15 protein-coding genes and 1 pseudogene are annotated in these 18,707 nt (G+C 71.5%); 7 read left to right on the top strand and 9 right to left on the bottom strand.

The genetic code is table 11. From position 1 onward, the window contains the following. Positions 1-141: 141 nt before the first annotated feature. From ABD784_RS00810 to ABD784_RS00790, 5 genes are all read left to right on the top strand, one after another. Positions 142-1,581, top strand: a complete 1,440-nt coding sequence (locus ABD784_RS00810; protein WP_344881213.1) for a fumarylacetoacetate hydrolase family protein — start codon at positions 142-144, stop codon at positions 1,579-1,581. After that, positions 1,568-2,314 carry a GntR family transcriptional regulator gene (locus ABD784_RS00805; protein ID WP_344878586.1) on the top strand — a complete coding sequence of 249 codons (747 nt, stop codon included), beginning with the start codon at positions 1,568-1,570 and terminating at the stop codon, positions 2,312-2,314. Before ABD784_RS00810 ends, ABD784_RS00805 begins: the two co-directional genes overlap by 14 nt. Then, entirely contained in the window at positions 2,311-3,843 is a 1,533-nt protein-coding gene (gene hpaE / locus ABD784_RS00800) for a 5-carboxymethyl-2-hydroxymuconate semialdehyde dehydrogenase (protein ID WP_344878583.1), read from the top strand. The genes ABD784_RS00805 and hpaE overlap by 4 nt, the downstream gene beginning before the upstream one ends. 74 nt (positions 3,844-3,917) lie before the next feature. Continuing rightward, complete coding sequence (gene hpaD, locus ABD784_RS00795) at positions 3,918-5,030, top strand: 3,4-dihydroxyphenylacetate 2,3-dioxygenase (RefSeq protein ID WP_344878580.1); 1,113 nt, start codon at positions 3,918-3,920, stop codon at positions 5,028-5,030. Positions 5,031-5,175: 145 nt separating this feature from the next. After that, complete coding sequence (locus tag ABD784_RS00790; protein ID WP_344878577.1) at positions 5,176-5,892, top strand: phosphoribosyltransferase; 717 nt, start codon at positions 5,176-5,178, stop codon at positions 5,890-5,892. Positions 5,893-5,900: 8 nt separating this feature from the next. Here ABD784_RS00790 and ABD784_RS00785 read toward each other — a convergent pair whose 3' ends face one another. From ABD784_RS00785 to ABD784_RS00775, 3 genes and pseudogenes are all read right to left on the bottom strand, one after another. Then, complete coding sequence (locus ABD784_RS00785; RefSeq protein WP_344878574.1) at positions 5,901-6,293, bottom strand: META domain-containing protein; 393 nt, start codon at positions 6,291-6,293, stop codon at positions 5,901-5,903. Between the two features lie 272 nt (positions 6,294-6,565). Then, positions 6,566-7,537, bottom strand: a pseudogene (locus ABD784_RS00780) (IS481 family transposase). Between the two features lie 102 nt (positions 7,538-7,639). Continuing rightward, positions 7,640-8,977: an MFS transporter gene (locus ABD784_RS00775; RefSeq protein WP_344878571.1), complete on the bottom strand. Its 1,338-nt coding sequence runs from the start codon at positions 8,975-8,977 to the stop codon at positions 7,640-7,642. A 292-nt stretch (positions 8,978-9,269) separates the two neighbouring features. On the opposite strand from ABD784_RS00775, the gene ABD784_RS00770 reads away from it, so the two are divergent. Beyond that, positions 9,270-10,016, top strand: a complete 747-nt coding sequence (locus ABD784_RS00770; RefSeq protein WP_344878568.1) for an IclR family transcriptional regulator — start codon at positions 9,270-9,272, stop codon at positions 10,014-10,016. A gap of 18 nt (positions 10,017-10,034) precedes the next feature. Here ABD784_RS00770 and ABD784_RS00765 read toward each other — a convergent pair whose 3' ends face one another. Further along, on the bottom strand, positions 10,035-13,220 hold the full coding sequence (locus ABD784_RS00765) for an AAA family ATPase (RefSeq protein ID WP_344878565.1): 3,186 nt from the start codon (positions 13,218-13,220) through the stop codon (positions 10,035-10,037). Beyond that, complete coding sequence (locus ABD784_RS00760) at positions 13,217-14,398, bottom strand: exonuclease SbcCD subunit D (RefSeq protein ID WP_344878562.1); 1,182 nt, start codon at positions 14,396-14,398, stop codon at positions 13,217-13,219. The genes ABD784_RS00765 and ABD784_RS00760 overlap by 4 nt, the downstream gene beginning before the upstream one ends. Positions 14,399-14,466: 68 nt before the next feature. On the opposite strand from ABD784_RS00760, the gene ABD784_RS00755 reads away from it, so the two are divergent. Further along, a complete protein-coding gene (locus ABD784_RS00755; RefSeq protein WP_344878559.1) occupies positions 14,467-15,318 on the top strand; it encodes a hypothetical protein in 852 nt (283 codons plus the stop codon). 72 nt (positions 15,319-15,390) lie between these two features. Here ABD784_RS00755 and ABD784_RS00750 read toward each other — a convergent pair whose 3' ends face one another. Genes ABD784_RS00750 through rph form a run of 4 tightly spaced genes read right to left on the bottom strand, consistent with a single transcriptional unit; the run spans position 15,391 to position 18,693 of the window. Next, the gene (locus ABD784_RS00750) at positions 15,391-16,533 is read right to left on the bottom strand and encodes a 3'-5' exonuclease (RefSeq protein WP_344878556.1); all 1,143 of its coding nucleotides are present in this window, start codon (positions 16,531-16,533) and stop codon (positions 15,391-15,393) included. Positions 16,534-16,549: 16 nt separating this feature from the next. After that, positions 16,550-17,215 (bottom strand): DedA family protein, encoded by a 666-nt coding sequence (locus ABD784_RS00745; RefSeq protein ID WP_344878553.1) that lies wholly within the window; start codon positions 17,213-17,215, stop codon positions 16,550-16,552. A gap of 60 nt (positions 17,216-17,275) precedes the next feature. Then, on the bottom strand, positions 17,276-17,902 hold the full coding sequence (rdgB, locus tag ABD784_RS00740) for an RdgB/HAM1 family non-canonical purine NTP pyrophosphatase (RefSeq protein WP_344878550.1): 627 nt from the start codon (positions 17,900-17,902) through the stop codon (positions 17,276-17,278). Continuing rightward, positions 17,899-18,693 carry a ribonuclease PH gene (gene rph, locus ABD784_RS00735; RefSeq protein WP_344878547.1) on the bottom strand — a complete coding sequence of 265 codons (795 nt, stop codon included), beginning with the start codon at positions 18,691-18,693 and terminating at the stop codon, positions 17,899-17,901. Before rph ends, rdgB begins: the two co-directional genes overlap by 4 nt. Between the last annotated feature and the right edge of the window lie 14 nt (positions 18,694-18,707).

The raw sequence follows: 18,707 nt of genomic DNA, 5'->3' as shown, positions 1-18,707 counted from the left end.
TACATCCGATCCGTACTCATCGAGCCCCGGGAGCAGATCTTGACGAACGACCATGGGAACCACACCGCAACAGCCGCGCAGGCGAACCCCTCCGGCGAACGCCCGGTCGACCAGGCCTTCCTCGACTCGGTCGGCAAGGTCCTGGCCGTCCACCTCTCCTACCGGTCGCGGGCCGAGCAGCGCGGCCGCACGCCGAAGTTCCCGTCCTACTTCATGAAGGCGACCTCCTCCCTGGCCCCGAGCGGCAGCGCCGTGGAGCGCCCCGCCGGAACCGAGCTGCTGGCCTTCGAGGGCGAGATCGCCCTGGTCATCGGCACGCGCGCGCGGCGCGTCTCGCCCGAGGCCGGCTGGTCCCACGTGGGCTGGGTGACCGCCAGCAACGACCTCGGCCTGTACGACATCAAGTACGCGGACAAGGGATCGAACGTCCGCTCCAAGTCCGGCGACGGCTTCACCCCGCTCGGCCCGGCCCTGCTCCCGGCCGACGCGGTGGACCCGCAGCGGCTGCGGATCCGCACCCGGGTGAACGGGGAGGTCGTCCAGGACGCCACCACCGAGGAGCTCCTGTTCGAGTTCGGCCAGATCGTCGCGGACCTCTCCCAGCAGATGACCCTCCTGCCCGGCGACGTCATCCTCACGGGCACCCCGGCGGGCTCGTCCGTCGTCGTGCCCGGCGACGTGGTGGAGGTCCAGGTCGACGACATCGCCTCCGGCCGCACGACCGGCCCGCTGGCGACGACGGTGGTCCAGGGCGAGGCGGGCTTCGCCGCGTTCGGGAACCCGCCTCGCATCACGGACGCCGACCGGGTCGACGCCTACGGCACGGCGGAGGGCGCTGGCGTCGAGAGCGAGCCCACGGGCCGCGACGTGCTGACGGACGAGGTCCGCGCCAAGCTGCTCTCCGTGGCCACGGCGACGATCTCCGGCGCACTGCGCAAGCGCGGGCTGAACAACGTGGCGATCGAGGGGCTCACCGCGACGAAGGGGACGCGCAAGGTCATCGGCGTCGCCCGCACCCTGCGCTACGTCCCCCATCGCGAGGACCTCTTCAAGGCTCGCGGCGGCGGCTACAACGCGCAGAAGCAGGCGATGGACTCCCTGAAGCCGGGCGAGATCCTCGTCATGGAGGCCCGCGGCGAGCAGGGCTCTGCGACCCTCGGCGACATCCTCGCGATGCGCAGCCAGGTGCTCGGGGCGGAGGCGATCATCACCGACGGCGCCGTGCGGGACCTCTCGGCGGTGGAGGACGCCGACCTGCCGGTCTTCCACCATGGGGCGCACCCGGCCGTCCTCGGCCGCAAGCACGTCCCCTGGAGCGTCGACGAGACCATCGCCTGCGGCGGCACGACCGTCCAGCCGGGGGACGTGATCGTCGGCGACTCCGACGGGATCCTCGTGATCCCGCCGGCCCTCGTCGCGGAGCTCGCCGACGAGGTCGTGGAGCAGGAGCGGCGTGACTCGTTCGTCCTCGAGCACGTCAAGCAGGGTCACGCGATCGACGGCCTGTTCCCCATGAACAAGGACTGGCTGGCGAAGTACCACGCCTGGGTCGACGCCGGAGCGGACCTTGGCGCCCTCTAAGTCGGAGCAGGCGTACGAGCTGATCCAGGACAAGATCGTCTCCGGGGCCTACTCCCCCGGCTACCGTCTGGTCCTGGGGAGCATCGCCGCGGAGCTCGGCTGCTCCACGGTCCCCGTCCGGGAGGCGATCCGCCGGCTCGAGGCCGAGGGTCTGGTGGCCTTCGAGCGGAACGTCGGCGCGACCGTGGCGAGCGTGGACGCGACGCTCTACCTGCACACGCTCCAGACGCTCTCGGTCCTCGAGGGGGCGGCGACGGCCCTGGCCGCCCCGCTGCTCGACGCGGACGACCTGGCTGCAGCCCGCCGGATCAACCGGGACATGGAGTCCTGCCTGGAGCACTTCGACCCGCAGCGGTTCTCTCGGCTGAATGTGGCCTTCCACGAGCGGCTCTACGGCCCCTGCCCGAACCCCCACATCCTGGACCTGGTCCAGCGCGGCTGGAACCGCATGCGGGCCATGCGCTCCTCGACGTTCGCCACCGTGCCCGGCCGGGCACGGGAGTCGGTCGCCGAGCACGACGTCCTCCTCGACCTGCTGGAGGCCGGCGCTCCCCCGCCCTCCGTGGAGGCGGCTGCGCGAGACCACCGCACCAACACGCTGAACGCCTACCTGGCGGTCGCCGGCCTCCCGCCGTCGCCGCTGTACCTCCCCCTCCCGGGCACGAGCCCCACCGACGCCACCCCCGACCAGACCCCCGAGCCCGCCCTGCGCGGACGAAAGGACACACCATGAGCAAGCACTTCCTCCCCGACGCCCTGCCGACCCGGCTCCAGCACTACATCGGCGGCGCATTCGTCGACTCGATCGGCGGCGAGACCTTCGACGTCCTCGATCCAGTGACCAACCAGCCCTACGCCACCGCAGCCTCCGGGCAGAAGGCCGACGTCGACGCCGCCGTCGCAGCCGCCCGCGAGGCCTTCGTCAACGGCCCGTGGCCGCGCATGAAGGCCCGCGAGCGCGCCAATGTGCTGTACCGGATCGCCGACGCCGTCGTCGAGCAGGAGGACCGCCTCGCCGAGCTCGAGACGTTCGACACCGGCCTGCCGATCACCCAGGCGCGCGGTCAGGCGAAGCGCGCGGCCGAGAACTTCCGCTTCTTCGCCGACCTGATCGTCGCCCAGCACGACAACGCCTTCAAGGTCCCGGGCTCGCAGGTCAATTACGTCAACCGCAAGCCGATCGGTGTCGCCGGGCTCATCACCCCCTGGAACACGCCGTTCATGCTGGAATCCTGGAAGCTCGCCCCGTCGATCGCCTCCGGGTGCACCGTGGTCCTCAAGCCGGCCGAGTTCACGCCGCTGTCCGCCTCCCTGTGGGCGACCATCTTCAAGGAGGCCGGCCTGCCCGACGGCGTGTTCAACCTGGTCAACGGGCTCGGCGAGACGGCCGGCGACTCCCTGGTCAAGCACCCGGACGTCCCGCTGATCTCCTTCACCGGCGAGTCGACCACGGGGCAGACCATCTTCCGCAACTGCGCGGAGGGCCTGAAGGGCATGTCGATGGAGCTCGGCGGCAAGTCGCCGGCGATCGTCTTCGCCGACGCGGACTTCGACGCCGCGATCGACTCCACGCTGTTCGGCGTGTTCTCGCTCAACGGCGAGCGCTGCACGGCCGGCAGCCGCATCCTGGTCCAGCGGGACATCTACGACCGCTTCTGCGAGGTCTACGCGGAGCGCGCCCGGAACATCCGGGTCGGCGACCCCCACGATCCGCAGACCCAGGTCGGCGCGCTGGTCCACCCGGAGCACTACGACAAGGTCATGGGCTACGTGGAGCTGGGCAAGTCCGAGGGCCGGCTGCTCGCCGGCGGCGGCCGGCCGGAGCACCTGCCCGTGGGCCAGGAGAACGGTTCCTACGTGGCGCCGACCGTCTTCGCCGACGTGGCCCCGGACGCACGGATCTTCCAGGAGGAGATCTTCGGCCCCGTCGTCGCGATCACGCCCTTCGACACGGACGAGGAGGCCCTCGAGCTGGCGAACAACACCAAGTACGGGCTGGCCGCCTACGTGTGGACCTCGGACCTGAAGCGCGCCCACAACTTCGCGCAGGACGTGGAGGCGGGCATGGTGTGGCTCAACAGCCACAACGTCCGCGATCTGCGCAGCCCGTTCGGCGGCGTCAAGGCCTCCGGCCTCGGACACGAGGGGGGCTACCGCTCCATCGACTTCTACACCGACCAGCAGGCCGTGCACATCACCCTCGGCGACGTCCACACCCCCAAGTTCGGGTCTCTGGACGACGCCGCGAAGCTCGACGGCTGACCCGACCACCCCACCCTCCCGACGGCGGCACGCAGCGCCGCGTGCCGCCGTCGTACCCACCCCAGGAGACAGACATGACCGAGAAGACCGCCTCCAATGAGATCCCCCGGCCCACCGCGCCGACGCCGGACATCCTCCGCTGCGCCTACATGGAGCTGGTGGTGACCGACCTGGCGAGGTCCCGCGACTTCTACGTGGACCTGCTGGGCCTGCACGTCACCCACGAGGACGACCAGCAGATCTACCTGCGCTCCTTCGAGGAGTTCATCCACCACAACCTGGTCCTGACCAAGGGCCCGGTCGCGGCCGCGAAGGCCTTCGCCTACCGCGTCCGCACCCCCGAGGACGTGGACCGCGCCGAGGCCTACTACCGTGAGCTCGGCTGCCGGACCGAGCGCCGGAGCGAGGGGTTCGTCCGCGGCATCGGCGACTCCGTGCGCGTCGAGGACCCGCTGGGCTTCCCCTACGAGTTCTTCCACGAGGTCGAGCACGTGGAGCGGCTGCACATGCGCTACGACCTCTACTCGGCCGGCGAGCTGGTGCGCCTGGACCACTTCAACCAGGTCACCCCCGACGTCCCCCGGGGCCGGAAGTACCTGGAGGACCTGGGCTTCCGTGTCACCGAGGACATCAAGGACGCCGAGGGCACCACCTACGCGGCGTGGATGCACCGCAAGGGCACCGTGCACGACACGGCCCTGACCGGCGGCAACGGACCGCGGCTGCACCACGTCGCCTTCTCCACGCACGAGAAGCACAACATCATCCAGATCTGCGACAAGATGGGCGCCCTGCGCCTGTCCGACCGGATCGAGCGCGGCCCGGGCCGCCACGGCGTCTCCAACGCGTTCTACCTGTACATCCTCGATCCGGACGACCACCGCATCGAGATCTACACGCAGGACTACTACACCGGCGACCCGGACAACCCGGTCATCACGTGGGACGTCCACGACAACCAGCGCCGCGACTGGTGGGGCAACCCGGTGGTCCCGTCCTGGTACACCGAGGCCTCCCCCGTCCTCGACCTGGACGGGAACCCCCAGGAGGTCGTCGAGCGCACCGACAGCTCGGAGATGGCCGTGACCGTCGGCGCCGACGGTTTCTCCTACACCCGCGAGCAGGACGAAGACGGCACCTACCGCGGCGAGGCCTCGAAGGGGTTCAAGCTCGGCAACCAGGTCTGAGCCTGACCACGCGCGCCACCCCGCGGCACGACGGCACCCGGCGGCTCCCGGCATCGACACCGGGAGGCGCCGGGCGCCGTCGTTCTCCTTGCCCCCCCGCGACGCCGCCCGTGACGACGGGCCGTCGCGGGTGCAGACTGGATCCATGGGTGAGGACCAGCCGCACGACGGCGCAGCCGCAGCCCCCTACGCCGATCGCGAGGAGGCCGCCCGGGCGCTGGCCGCGGAACTCGACCGGGCCACGACGGGCACGCTGCGCGGGCGCCGCGACGCCGTGGTCCTGGGCCTGGCTCGCGGCGGTGTGCCCGTCGCGGCCGGCATCGCCGAGACCCTCGCACTCGACTGGGACGCGCTGATCGTCCGCAAGCTCGGGATCCCCGGCCACAGCGAGGTCGCCTTCGGCGCCGTCGCCGCGCACGGGCCACGGACCGCCGAGCACCGGGTCGGCTCGGTGCTGCGGTCCATGCCCCGGCACATCAGCCGTGGCCAGCTGCACCGGGTCGAGCGCGAGGAGGCCGCCGAACTGCGTCGCCGGCAGCAGGAGTACCTGCACGGCCGCATCGTGCCCTTCGCGGACCGGACCGTGGTCCTCGTCGACGACGGCCTGGCGACCGGCGCCACCATGCACGCTGCCGTGGACGTGGTGCGGTCGGCGGGCGCGGCCCGGATCGTGATCGCGGTCCCCGTCGGACCGCCGGAGGTCTGCGCCCAGCTGGCCGCCTCGGTCGATCTGCTCGTGTGCCCCTGCCGTCCCGTCGACTTCAGGGCCGTCGGCGCCTCCTACCGGCGCTTCGACCAGGTCGACGACGCGGAGGTGCGGGATCTGCTGGACCGGAGACCGCGGGACCCGGGCCCGGACTGATCCGGCTGCTACTCCCCGTCCCGCGGCAGAGAGCCCAGGCGCTCGCCGTCGGCATCGAAGACCACCAGCTCGTCGCCGTGCACCTCCATGGAATGCAGGCCCTCGAGCCACTGGGTCGTGTCCTCGCACCACATCTCCGTGCGGACGATGGCGGGGGCCTCGATGCGGCCGTCCTCGACCGACCATTCACCCGAGAGCCAGTTGCAGCCGTCCGAGCCGGTGAGGACGCCGCCCTCGTCGAACCGCAACCAGGGCGAGGAGGCCTCGTCGTCACCCCACTGGCCGAGCACCTGCTGTCCGACGGGCTGCCCGGCCCCGCTCGGCTCGGCGCACCCCGAGAGGAGGAGGGTGAAGGCGACTGCTGCACTCAGGGCCGGCAGGCGCCGCGGCATAGTCGTCATGGCAACAGCATGGCCCGTGCACGTTGGATTTCGCCGGGTTCCAGCGGGGAGCTTCCTCAGTGCCTGCCGCACCCTTCCTCGGTGCGGGCCCTTCCTTCGTCGGTGCGGCCCCTTCCTTTCGCGGTCCGGCTCCTTCCTTTCACAGTCCGGCCCCTTCCTTTCACAGTCCGGCCCCGCCCCACCGGAAGACGCGAAAGCGGTGCGGACATCGGTCCGCACCGCTCCCACGCGTTGCACCTCGGGCGAGGCCGGCCGCTAGTTGTACGCGGCCGTCAGGTTGGTGACACTCGGGCTGCTGGGGCGAGGCCGTGGCTCGAGTGGATGCGTTCAGTGTTGTAGTGCTTCAGCCAGGGTGCAAGTTCATCCCTCCGGGCTTGATTGCTGGTAAAGGGCTGCCGGTAGGCCCATTCGGTGGCGAGGGTGCGGTTGAAGCGCTCGACCTTGCCGTTCTGCCAGGGGCAGTGCGGTTTGATGAATTTCTGCCGTGCCCCCCCGGGCCGCGACGGCGTCCTTGAACGCAGTCGAGTGGCGGTAGGCGAAGGCGTTGTCGGTGATGACTCGCTGGATACGGTCGATGCCGTGGGAGGCGAAGTAGGCTGCCGCCCGGGTCAGGAACCCGGCTGCGGTCGCCCCTTTCTCATCGGTGTGGACCTCGGCGTAGGCGAGCCGGGTGTGGTCGTCGACGGCTGCGTGGACGTAGTCGAAGCCACCCCGGCGCGCCCGGTGCGGTGGTTCGCCCGTGACTGCTCCGGGTCCGCCCGCCAGCCCCCGCCATCGGGGATGCGTCCGAGTTTCTTCACATCCAGATGCACGAGGTCGCCCGGGTCGGAGTGCTCGTAGCGGTGCGCGGTGGACCTGGCGGCACGGATCACGGCACCGGTGACCGGGTCCAGCCACGACAGCGGCGGCACCCGGTGCCGGGCCAGGATCCGGGAGACCGTCCGGGCCGGGACCCCCGTCAGCGGGGCGAGCCGGGCGGGTCCGACCCGGTGCCGTGCCCGGGCCGCGAGCACGGCCTGCTCGCGGCCCGGACTGGTCTTCCCTGGCATCCGGTGGGGCCGGCTGCTCCGGTCCGCCAACCCTTCCAGGCCTGCTTCCCGGAAACGGCGGACCCACCGGTGCGCGCACTGCCGTGAGACGCCCAGCTCCTTCGCGACGTGGGACACGGGCCGGCGGTCGTCGAGGACCCGGGCGACGAGCAGCCGCCTTCCGTGAACGGTCAGACGGGCATTAGCGTGGGACACAGAGGCCTCCTGGCGATGGTTGAACTAGACAGCTCCATCAAGCCAGGAGGCCTCGCTAGATCACAAGCCCCGAAGTGTCACCAACGCTATGGCCGGGTACAGCTAGTCGGCGGAGGCCCGGGGAACCGGGTGCACGTCCTCGACGTGGAGGTTCTTGCCCCGCGTCTCCTTCACGAAGGAGACGGCCACCAGCGACACGATGGTGATCGCCAGGATGTAGACGCCGATGCTCCACGACTGCCCGGTGCGCGTCAGCAGCGATTCGGCGATCAGCGGGGCGAACGCGCCGCCGAGGATCGCACCGAGGGCGTAGCCGATCGAGACGCCGGAGTAGCGGACGTCCACCGGGAACATCTCCGCGTACAGCGCCGACTGGGGGCCGTAGGACAGGCCCAGGCCGATCGTCAGGACGAACAGCGCGATGAAGTACGCGATGATGTTGCCGGTGTCCAGGACGAACCACATGGGGATCGCCCAGGCCGCGACGATGGCATAGCCGATCTGGAACGTCCGGATGCGTCCGATCCGGTCGGAGAGGATGCCGCCGTACATGGTGAAGATCAGCCAGCCAAAGGACGCGAGCGTCGTCGCGAGCAGCACCTGCGGACGCGGCATCCCGAGATCACGGATGACGTAGGTCGCGAAGAACGCGATCAGCAAGTAGCCGGCGGCGTTGTTGGCGATGAAGATCAGGGCGCAGAGCATGACCTCCTTGGCATTCTTCTTGAACAGCCGTCCCAAGGGGGCGGAGGACTCCTTCTTGCGCTCCTGGAGCTCCAGGAAGATCGGGGACTCCTCGACCGCGCGGCGGATGAAGTAGCCGATCCCGATCAGGACGATCGAGAACAGGAACGGAACACGCCAGCCCCACTCGAGGAAGGCCTCGTTGCCGATGATCGTGGTGAGGATCCACATCGTGAACGTCGCCAGGATCATGCCGCAGGGCACGCCGATCTGCGGGTAGGCCCCGAAGAAGCCGCGCTTCTCGACGGGCGCGTGCTCCACGGACATGAGGGCCGCACCGCCCCATTCGCCACCGGCGGAGAAGCCCTGGAGGACGCGCAGGAGGATCAGCATGACCGCTGCCCCGGCACCGATCTGGGCATGCGTCGGCAGCACACCGATCAGGGCCGTGGCGGCGCCCATCATGATGAGGGTGAAGACCAGCATCTTCTTGCGTCCGAGCCGGTCCCCGAGGTGGCCGGCGACGATGGCGCCCAAGGGACGGAACAGGAAGGAGATGCCGATGGAGGCCCAGGAGGCGAGCTGCGCGCCCGTCTCACCGAGCGGCGCGAAGAAGAGCGGGCCGAGCACGAGGCCGGCGGCCTGAGCGTAGATGAAGAAGTCGTACCACTCGATGGTGGTGCCCACGAGGGTGCCGGCGAGGACCTTGCGTTCCTCTTTCCGGCTCGACTCGTGGTGCAGGGTGGCGGAAGCCATGAGAACTCCAGTGTTCGGGCACGCGGTGCGGTGCGGTGATCGAATTACCAACCGACCGAACGGTCGGGAACTGCTTGAATGCTACACCAATGCGATCCAAATCACATAGAGCCAGCTCGCGAGGATTCGAGACCCCCGGGCCCTGCGCCCCGGCGAGGAGTGGGGCAGGGCGACGCAGTCCATGTTCTATAATCGAACGAGCAGTTCTATTTTGGATCGTTACCCACCGTAGACTTGCGTGACGCACGGCACAAGCGTGTTGCGTCCTCCTCGCGCATCGAAAGGGATCCGCATGAGCTCCGAGACGGACACGAGTACCCCGCCGGGCAAGCCGGCGTCGCAGACGCTCTCGCGGGGGCTCCGGATGCTGGAGGTGCTGGCCGAGGCGTCCGGTCCGATGACGATCGCCGAGTTGGCCGCTGAGCTCGGGCTGCACCGTTCGATCGCCTACCGGATCCTGCGGACGCTGGAGGAGCACAATCTGGCGCACCGCGGCCGGTCCGGCGCCGTCGAGCTGGCGCCCGGGCTGGCGGCGCTCGCTCGTGGCGTGCAGCGGGACCTCCAGTCGGCGTCGCTGCCGGAGCTGACGGAGCTGGCGAACGAGCTCGGCGTCAGCGCGTTCCTGGCGGTCTGGGACCACAGGGACTGCATCACGCTGGTGACCGTCGAGCCTCGCCACTCCAGCGCGGCCGTCATCCAGCGTCCCGGGACGCGGCACGCGTTCACCCGCGGCGCCCCGGGCATCGCGATCCAGTCCTCCCACACCGCGGAGGAGTGGGAGGCCCGGATGCCGGACGAGCCGTATCGCGAGGCGGCCGCCGAGGCACGCCGCCGTGGTTTCGCCTCCAGCCACGACGAGGTCATCCCGGGGGTGTCGTCGGTGGCGGCGCCGGTGATCGTGCCGGGCCAGCTGCCGGCCTCGGTCGCGATCGTCTATCCGACGGCGACCGGGCCGCTTCCGGCGGAGGAGCTGGGCGGCCGCGTCGCGCAGGCGGCACGGACCATCGAGCGCTCCCTGGGCAGCGTGGTCCAGCGCTGACCGGTCCGGGCCCTCGACTCAGACCGGGAGCGCATCGGTCTGCAGAGAGGTGCTGGAGCCCTCGCGGTGCTTGTGGACCACGAGCTGCGTGGCGATCTGGTCCTTCAGTTCCTGGACGTGACTGATGACGCCGACGACGCGGCCACTGCTGCGCAGGTCGTCGAGCGAGCGCATCACGAGCTCCAGGGTTCCCGGATCCAGGGTCCCGAAGCCCTCGTCCACGAAGAGGGTCTCCATGTCGATCCCTCCGGACTCCGCCTGGATGACGTCGGCCAGACCCAGGGCGAGCGCCAACGAGGCCATGAACGTCTCCCCGCCGGAGAGCGTGCTCGGCTCGCGTGTCTGCCCGTTCCACTCGTCGATCACGCTGATGCCCAGGCCGCCCTTGCCGCGACCGCCGGACGCGTCGTTGTGCCGCAGTTCGAAACGCCCTCCGGTCATGATGGAGAGCCGCTCCGTGGCGGCAGCGGCGACGGCCTCCAGACGGGCCGCGAGGACGTAGGTGCTCAGCGTCATCTTGAGGGTGTTCTCACCGGCCCCGGCGACGGTATCCGCGAGCCCGCGGACCAGCTCGTACTCCTCGAGGAGGCTGCCCTGATCGCCGACGAGCCGCACCAGCGATTCGAGGTCGGCTGCGGAGCGCCGCTCGAAACTGGCCAGGGCCCCCCGACGCTCCGCCAGTTCGGCCCCTCGCGCCTCTGCGGCCTCCGCCTCCGCTTCTGCGGCTTCCAGCACGTCCTCCCCGGGAAGTGCTTCGCCAGAGGCTCGGGCTGCCAGAGCGCGGGCCACGGCTTCGCTCTCGGACAGGGTGCGCAGGCGGATCTCCCGCTCGTCGTGCTCGCGGACCCGCTGGCGCAGCGCATCGGCCTGCTCGGGGGCCAGCCGGGCACGGGCCGCCGACCGGCAGGCGTCCTGCAGGGACTCGGCGTCCGTGTCGAGGACGCCTGCGGTATCGCGCGCGCCGGGCGGCAGGAAGCCGTACTCGACCAATGCCTCCTCGAGCTCCTGCTCGGTCTCGGCCGCAGCGTCCGTCAGCTGCGCGACCGCCCGCCCGGCGTCGCGCCAAGCCTCCAGCGCCTGGCAGACCCGGCGGACGCCGTCCAGCCGTTCGGCGAGCGTCGCCGCGGGTGCCACGGCGCGGGCGAGCTCGGCCTCGAGCCGACTGACCCGTGCGGCGGACTCCTCCAGGGTGGCGGCCAGCACGCCGGCCTCCTGCTCGCTGCGCCGATCCTCGGCGTCGAGTTCGCGGCAGGCCTCCCGGCCGGACTCCACCAGGGCCTCGAGTCGCGTGGACCGTGCGGCCGCCTCACTGGCTTCCCGGGCCGCCGTCTCCGCCGCGGCGACCGCGGCCGACGCCGCGTCGGCGTCGAGCTCGCCGGCCTCGGCCGAGAGCCGGGCCATCTCCTCCTTGGCCTTCGCCTCGGCCGACGCTGCCTCGCGCTCACGATGCTGCGCGGACTCCACGGCCGCCTCGGCGGCCTCGAGCTCTGCGTCGGTGACGCTCGGGTTGCCGGAGCCCGCCGCGGGGGCGGGGTGGGTCTCGCTGCCGCACACGGCGCAGGGTTCGCCATCGACGAGTCCCGCGGCGAGCACGGCCGCTGACTGCTCCAGACGATCGCGCACGAGCTGGGCCCGGGCCTGTCGAAGACCCAGGAGCTTCTTCTCCGCTTCGAGCCACTCCCCGGTCCGCTGCCGCACTTCGACGGCGAGCTCGTCGCGGGCCGCGACGGCACGGAGTCGGCGGCGTGCCGCGGCCAGAGCGTCTTCCTGCTCCGCGGGGTTCCGGGCGGACGCTCGAAGGCCCGCCAGCTCCGTCTCGGCCTCCTCGAGGCGCGCCCGTTCGGCACGGAGCCTCTGGGCCGTCGCGGTCCGCTGGCGCTCGAGCACGAGCCGGCGTTCACGAGCCCGCTCGTGGGTCCGTCTCTCATCCGCCAGCTCGTCCTCGCGGGCACGCAGCGCCTCGAGCCGGGAGGCGAGCTCCGTGGCCGTCCGACAGGCCTGGCCGAGCCCTTCGACGTCCGGATGCGCCGCGGCGAGCACCTCGTCGAGTCCGGCGAGCCCGCGCGCCTCGTCCGAGGCCTCCTGGAGGGCTCGATGCGACTCGGCGAGCCGGGTACGGGCTGCGGTATTGCGGCGATCGGCGCGCTCGACGAGCATCCCGCGTTCGTGGAGTTCCAGCCGTTCGCGCGCCTCCACCGCCTCCGGCCGGAGCTGTTCGTGCCGCTCCCGATCTCGTTCCAGCTCGATCAGGCGCGCCTCGTCGTCCCGGCGGCGGCGCATCCCGTCCACGCGCTCACGGGCGGCGGCCACGCAGCGACGCGCTGCCTCCTCCCGGGCCGCTGCGGCGCGTCGGCGGGTCTCGAGGAGGTTGTCGATGACTCCGGCGAGCACCTCGGGCTCGGGCAACGGCGCTTCATCGGGATGATGCGCGAGCGCAGCGTCCCACTCCGCCAGTGTCCCGACGGGCGGCTCAGCCGTGCCGGGGTCCGCGATGCCGTGGCCAGGCTGCTCGTCCGTGTCCGGTTCCAGCAGGTTCTCGGCCGCGTCGCGGACCACGCGGGCTGTGAGGGTCCGCTTGGTGCGCTCGGCGGTCTCGGCGCGGCGGGCGAGCTCCCGGCGTCGTTCGGCGAGCAGCTCCTCGACCCGCTGGTAGGTCGTGACGTCGAAGAGCTTCTGCAGCAATTCGGCGCGGTCCTTGTCCTCGGCCCGGAGGAAGGTCGCGAACTCCCCCTGGGGCAGCATGGCGACCCGCGTGAACTCCTCGCGGCCGAGGTGGACGAGCCCCTGGATCAGCTGCCCGACCTCGTCGTTCCGCGCGGAGAGCGCCGTCCACTCCCCCTCCACGAGCTCCCGGAGCGAGCTCTGGGCCTGCTGGCGCGTGGTCCCGGTTCCGCGTGCCTTCGGCCGGTCCCAGGCGGGCGACCTCATGGCCTCGAACCGGCGTCCTCCGACACTGAACTCGCAGAGCACCTGCGGAGGCGTCGCGTCGTCCGCATAGGCGCTCCGCAGGGTCCGCGCCTTCTGCCGGGCCCCGGGGAGAGATCCGTAGAGCGCATAGCAGATCGCGTCCAGCACGGTGGTCTTGCCCGCGCCGGTGTCGCCGTTGAGCAGGAAGAGCCCCCCTGCGGAGAGCGCGTCGAAGTCGATGTCCTCCCGGTCCTTGAACGGCCCGAAGGCCTGGATGACGACGCGGTGAATCCTCAAGCCGTCGCCTCCTCGATCGCGGCCGCCTCGATGAGCCGCTCCAGTTCCTGCCGCTCCGACGCGCTGGCCGTTCGCTGCCGCACGTGGGCCAGGAAGTCGGCGGAGACATCGAGCGGCGGCCGACCACGCCCGACGCGCTGCGCGTACGTCGATGGCCAGGCCGCGGGGCCCGTCGGGGCGAACACCAGCTGGAGCACGTGCGGGAACCGCTCCTTGAGCCGCGACAGCGCCCGGGGTGGGCGCTCCGGATCGGTCAGCGTGATCTGGCAGTAGGCCTCCTCCGCATCGGAGTACTCCTCGGCCTCCAGCAATTCGTCCAGGGGGCCCTGGAGCCGGCGAAGCAGCCGGTGGGCCCGCCAGTCCACGCGCTCGGCCGCTACGGGCGCCGAGACGTCGGCGGGACGGTCGTCCCCGGTGGTGAGCATCCAGGCACCCTTGATGTGGCCCGCCTCGGAGAAGGAGTAGTGCAGGGGCGATCCGGAGTAGCGGACGGTGGGAGCCAGCTCCTGCCGACCATGCAGGTGGCCGAGCGCCGCGTAGTCGAACCGCTCGAACAGTGCGGTGGGCACCACGTCGACCCCGCCGATGCTCAGCGGTCGCTCGCTCTCGGAACCCGAGCCTCCGGCCGCGAAGACGTGAGCCATGACGATCCCGACGACGGGGCCCTCCGCGTGCTCGCGCCGGCGCTCGAGGTCGGCCCAGGCCCGTTCGAGGACCTCCGCCGTAACGGGGGTGTGGCCTGGCGCGGAGACACCCAGCGCCTCGCGCACCAGCCGCGGCTCGAGATAGGGGACGGGGTAGACCGCCACCTGGTGGTCCTCGGCGTGGAGGACCACGGGCTCCCACGCGCGCGCGACGTCCGTGCGCACGTGGACTCCCCCGAATGCCATGAACGACGACCCTGCGCCGAGGCGGACCGCGGAGTCGTGGTTGCCGCTGGTCACCACGATCTCGGCACCAGCCTGGCGCAGCCGCACCAGCGCGTCGTCGAAGAGCCGAATGACGTCGACCCGGGGCATCGCCTGGTCGTAGACGTCCCCCGCGATCAGGACGACGTCGATTCCCTCCGCCCGCACGAGCTCCACGAGCTGGTCGACGAAGTCGCGCTGGGCGGGGAGCATGTCCTCCTCGTGGAAGGAACGACCCAGATGCCAGTCCGAGGTGTGAAGGAGCTTCATGGGTCCACCCTAGGACGCGGCGCCGACCGGTTGGCGCACGGACGCCCGACGCCGTGGACAATGGAGGGGTGAGCCTTCCAACGACGCCCCCGTCCGCCTCCGTCGACGCCTTCCTCGACCGAGCCACCGCGCTCTGGGCCGCCCCAGGACTGGCCGCCGCGCCGGACGAGCTGGACGCCCTCCACCTCCTGCACCTCTATCTCACCGACGGTCTCCTCGAGGCGCTCGAATGGGCCAACCAGGGGGTCGGCTCCGACGAGGCCGCCTGCATGTGGCTCGCGGCCCTGCGCTGGTACCGGAGGACGACGGGCGCCTTCCCCTCCGGCGCGCCCCAGCCCCTCGACCGCTGGATCGACGAGTTGGTCGCGGAGGTTCCGGCCGAACGGACGATCCCGGCCCCCGAGGAGATCGAGTCGGCCCTGGCCGGCGTGGAGATGGGCAGCACGTCGCGGCCCAATGCGTCCGGCACCGCGTCGACGGCCGCGCTCGTCTGTGCCACCGTCCCGGGCCTCCTCCCCCACACCCCGGAGGTTACGGCCCGGCATCTCGGGACGGACGCCGCGGCGCTGGTCGTCAGGCGAGAGCTCTTCGAAGCGGCAGGGGCGACCGCGGCCACGGTCCGTCGACTCGTCTGGGCCCGGGACACGGAGACCGTCCTCAGTGAGCTCCAGGCAGAGCACCGCGACGTCCCCGGGCTCGGACCGGCGCTCGCCGCGGTCGCCGCGGCGGGCGGCCCGGAGGGCGCCGCGGAACGCCTGGCCGCGTCCGCGGGCGACGCCGGGACGCTGGGTCTCGCCCTCGCACTCGTCGGTGCCGCCCACGGCACGGCGGCCCTCCCGAACGGATGGGGTGCCCGCCCCGCCTCCGCGCTCGCCGTGGAGACGGCGCGCCGCTGGCGGACGCTGGTCCTGCCGGCCTGAACCGGCGACAGGACCGGGGCCACGGCGGGCGTCCCTGCCGGTCCGGCGGAGCGGCCTCGGACGGGCCTCGCGTCAGGAACCCGCGGACGCCGACGCCGGACGGGTGCCCGTGACCGCGCTGCCCTCCGTGGTTGAATCCGGCCCGGGGTCCGTCGCTGAATCCGTCACCGGACCCACCACTGGCCCCGTCCCTGGCTCCGTCCCCGGACCGTGCGCTCCTTCGGACCAGCCCCCGCCGACCATCTGGAGGAACTCGCCCTCGGAGACGATCTCGACCTCCTGGCCGGCCTCGCGGTAGCGCAGGACCTGCCGCGCTTTGGACGTCAAGCGGCCCGCCCTCAGATCCGATGCGACGAAGCCGTCGCCGACGACGAGCACGGTGGTCTTCCGTGTGACCCGGCTGGCCGTCTGCGCGCCGCAGGCAGCTGCGCGCTGCTTGGCCTCGGGACGGCTAATCCCGAGGTTCCCCGTGAACACCACGGTCTGGCCGTGGAGCGGGTGCGACGGATCCGCACCGGGGTCCGGCTCGGGGTTGGGGCCCTCCTGCGGCCAGACGGCCCAGTCCGGCTGCCGTGGGATCGGCCCACCGCTGGCTCGCCAGTTGAGCGCGTCCCGCGTCGCCTTGGAGAGCTCGTCGCCCACGGCGTAGGCCGGAGCCGTGCTGAAGGCGGAGGCCATGCTCGCGCCTAGGTCCTGCGGAGCAGCGGCACCGTGGAGCCGGCCGATGTCGATCATGATGCCGGCGCAGGCACGGGCGTCCTCGAGCGCGTCGTGGTGGTTCTGCAGCGGCACGCCGGCGGCCTCGGCGACGAAGGGCAGCGAGTACGAGGCCAGTCGGTAGCTGCGCCGGGAGAGGATGACCGTGCACGCATGCTCGAACGCCGGCCCGGGGAGCTCGGAGACCTCCAGGGCGGATCGGATGACGCCGAGGTCGAACGCCGCGTTGTGCGCGACGACGAGGTCCGCGCCGATGAAGTCGCTGAGCGCGCCGAAGACGTCGCCGAACCGGGGTGCCGCGGCCACCCGTTCGGGGGTGATCCCGTGGATCTGCACATTGCGCGGATCGAAGTGGTCGTAGCCGGGAGGCGGCCGCATCAGCCAGAGGTTCTCCTCGACGATGCGTCCGTCGCGGACCTTGACGGCGCCGACGGAGCAGGCGGAGCCCCGGAAGCCGTTGGCTGTCTCGAAGTCGATGGCGGTGAAGTCGTAACTCATGGCTCTCAGACGGTTCTCAGGCGGAGGGGCTCTGGTCTCGCGAGCTGCGGCTCGCGCGGACGCGCTTGACGACCCAGTAGACCAGCGCGGCGGCGACGGCGACGAGCACGATCTTCTGGAAGATGTCGGCGTACTGCTCCACGAGGTGCCACTGCTCGCCGAGGTAGTAGCCGGCGAGCACGAAGATGGTGTTCCAGATGGCGCTGCCGGCGAACGTCAGCCCGAGGAATTTCGCCGGGTGCATCGCCGTGACGCCCGCGGGGATGGAGATGACCGACCGGAAGACCGGCACCATCCGACCGAAGAACACGGCCTTGGCGCCATGCTTGTCGAACCACGCCTCCACCTTGTCGACGTCCTCGACCGCGACCAGCGGCAACGCGCCGAAGATGCGCCGCGTCCGTTCGCGGCCGAGGAGCCGGCCGACCCAGTAGAGCACGAACGCCCCGACGACGGAGCCCAGCGTCGTCCACACCAGGGCCTCCGCCAGGCTGAAGCTCCCCCGGCTGGCGGCGAACCCCGCCATCGGCAGGATCAGCTCGCTCGGCAGCGGCGGGAAGAGGTTCTCCAGGGCGATGGCCAAGGCGGCGCCCGGAGCGCCGATGGTCTCCATCAGCCCGACGGCCCAGTCCGCGAGGCCGCCGAGCCACCCGCCCCCGGAGGCGGGCGGGGTCGTCGTCATTGCATTCACAGGAATCCCCTCGGTGGTGCTCCGCCGGCTCGCGCCGGCGGGCCGGCGAAATCAGCGCGCCAACGCAGCGACGACCTCGGGCAGCAGCGCCCGGAAGGCCTGCCCGCGGTGGCTGATCGCGTTCTTCTCGGCAGAGGTCAGCTCCGCGCAGCTGCGGGTCTCCCCCGCGGGCAGCAGGATCGGGTCGTAGCCGAAGCCGCCCGCTCCCCGGGGCTCGCGCAGGAGCCGCCCCTGAAGCCGCCCCTCCCGCACGGCCGTCTCGCCCCCGGGGGACGCCAGTGCCGCCGCGCACACGAACGCCGCGCCGCGGTGCTCGTCGGCGATGTCCTGCAGCTGGGCGAGGAGCAGATCAAGATTCGCCGCATCGTCACCGTGCCGGCCCGCCCACCGAGCGGAGAAGATCCCCGGTGCCCCGTGAAGCACGTCGACGGCGAGCCCCGAGTCGTCCGCGATGGCCAGCAGCCCGGTGGCGGCGGCGACTGCACGGGCCTTCAGGAGGGAGTTCTCCGCGAAGGTCACGCCGGTCTCGACGACGTCGGGCGCGCCCACCGCGCCCGCGTCGACCACCTGCGTGTCGACGTCGAGGCCCGGGACCTGGCCACGGAGCAGCTCGCGCAGCTCACGGACCTTGCCCTCGTTGTGCGTGGCCAGGACCAGCCGCGGCTCGGCTCCGCTCACAGGGACTCGCCCGTCTCGACGCCGAGGGCCTCCCGCTGGATCCGGGACAGCTCGGCGGTTCCCGCAAGCGCCAGGTCCAGGAGCGCGTCGAGCTCGTCGCGCTTGAAGGGCGCACCCTCCGCCGTGCCCTGGACCTCCACGAAGTCACCCGAACCGGTGACGACGACGTTCATGTCGGTCTCGGCGCGGACGTCCTCCACATACGGGAGGTCCAGCATGGGCGTGCCGTCGATGATGCCGACCGAGACCGCCGAGACGGTGTCCGTGAGGACCTTGGCGTTCTTGTGGACCAGGCCCTGCTCACGCGCCCAGCGGATCGACTCCGCCAGCGCGACGAACGCACCCGTGATAGCCGCCGTGCGCGTCCCGCCGTCGGCCTGCAGGACATCGCAGTCCAGCACGATCGTGTTCTCGCCCAAGGCCTTGGTGTCGATGATCGCGCGCAGCGAGCGACCGATGAGCCGCGAGATCTCATGCGTGCGGCCGCCGATCTTGCCCTTGACCGACTCCCGCGAGCTGCGGGTGTTCGTGGCGCGCGGCAACATGGCGTACTCGGCCGTCACCCAGCCCTTGCCCTCGCCCTTCAGCCACCGCGGCACGCCCTCCGTGAAGGACGCCGTGCAGAGCACACGGGTGCTGCCGAACTCGATCAGCGCGGAGCCCTCCGCCTGGCTCGACCAGCCGCGGGTGATGGTGATGGGGCGGAGCTGGTCGTGGGCGCGCCCGTCGGCACGCGGCGCGTCGCCTGCTCCGGTTGCGGTCGCGCTGGCCTGTGGGGATGTGGTCGTCATGCCATCAAGTCTAG

The sequence above is a fragment of the Zhihengliuella alba genome, from assembly GCF_039538765.1.
Lineage (GTDB): Bacteria > Actinomycetota > Actinomycetes > Actinomycetales > Micrococcaceae > Zhihengliuella > Zhihengliuella alba.
The sequence above is the reverse complement of the archived record's forward strand: the minus strand, read 5'-3'. Positions and strand labels throughout refer to the sequence as shown.